The sequence below is a fragment of the Metabacillus rhizolycopersici genome (assembly GCF_020075705.1).
Window position 1 is genome coordinate 1 of record NZ_JAIQUM010000218.1, and the last position, 1,154, is coordinate 1,154.

Annotated in this window: 3 protein-coding genes; all 3 read right to left on the minus strand. The window is 30.9% G+C overall.

Going from position 1 to position 1,154, the window contains the following annotated elements:
- Nucleotides 1-170: 170 nt before the first annotated feature.
- The gene (locus tag K9V48_RS28085) at nucleotides 171-551 is read right to left on the minus strand and encodes a hypothetical protein (RefSeq protein WP_224142325.1); all 381 of its coding nucleotides are present in this window, start codon (nucleotides 549-551) and stop codon (nucleotides 171-173) included.
- Between the two features lie 219 nt (nucleotides 552-770).
- Complete coding sequence (locus K9V48_RS28090) at nucleotides 771-1,028, minus strand: hypothetical protein (RefSeq protein ID WP_224142326.1); 258 nt, start codon at nucleotides 1,026-1,028, stop codon at nucleotides 771-773.
- 28 nt (nucleotides 1,029-1,056) lie between these two features.
- Nucleotides 1,057-1,154 (minus strand): IS3 family transposase (locus K9V48_RS28095; protein ID WP_224141561.1); only part of this gene is annotated, 98 nt, incomplete at its 5' end.

Sequence of the window (1,154 nt, forward strand, 5' to 3'; positions counted from 1 at the left end):
TAAGTTTTATAATAATAAACGTTTTCAAAAAAAATTAAATAACCTTAGCCCTACTGAATATAGAGCTAAGGCTGCTTAATAAGTGAACCTTTTATTAATTGTCTACTTGACGGGGATAAGACCAAATTGAAGATCCTTCTTTTTTGCTGATTATGAACATCCAATCTATATTAAGAATCAGAAGGGTCTATATTATTATTTTCAGCTTCCTCAATTCGTTCTAATAATTTAGAAATAGGAACTCCACCGTATTGAGAACTAGTATAATCAAGTTGATAAACGAAACCAGATGCAGACCTTGAAAGGATTAAGGGGTGGATAATTAGTTCCCAATTTGGCAATTCACCTTTCATATACAAAGATTCCTTTTGTTCTTTACTATTAACTTCAAAAAAGGCAATTCCACCTGGAACATCAAGGAAATGGTCATGAAATACACAGTGCCCCCTACTTTTATTTGCTATGTAATTATTAAATAAAGAATTTGCTTCTCGTAAATTTATTTTTTCTTTACATGTTGCTACCACCATATAGCATCTTCGTTTATACATTTTCTCCCTCCTTAATTTCTGATGGATTTATTTGTAATTTTCTTCATTTATTCTTGAAACCCTTTTTTAATAATACTGTCGTTAAGTTGAGGAATAAAACAAAGGATTGAATGAATACTCTATACAAAACTAGTTAACATAATTACGCTTATAGGTATTAAAAAAAGGATCTTAAAGATCCTTTTAGCTGCTTAATTGACACTCCTTTTGTTGAATTAATTAATCACTTGTTTGTATAAGTTTCTTTGATTTAGCATCGTAAATTTTATAACCTATTTCAAACGCATGATCCTTTGTAACAGTGACCTCACAATAGTAGGGAACTGCCCTTCCATATGAATCCAAGTCAGGAATATCTCTAAAATAAAATACATCGTCTGTATCTCGAATTTTAAATACTGCTTCACTGGATCGCCCAGCTGAATCTATTTCTATGGTGCAATTTCCTTTTACAACAACATACTCTTTAAATAGCATGGAATGTCAACACTAAACTGGACAAAACTTATAAGGGCTGTTGTTTAAATTCAACAGGCGTTAAATAGTCTAATGTTCCGTGAATTCGAATGTTATTGAACCAATGTACATAATCATTAAGTTCAA

What these genes read in the sequence shown, in the direction of transcription:
- K9V48_RS28085 (WP_224142325.1), bottom strand. Translation starts at nt 551, where the DNA reads ATGTATAAACGAAGATGCTATATGGTGGTAGCAACATGTAAAGAAAAA.
- K9V48_RS28090 (WP_224142326.1), bottom strand. Translation starts at nt 1,028, where the DNA reads ATGCTATTTAAAGAGTATGTTGTTGTAAAAGGAAATTGCACCATAGAA.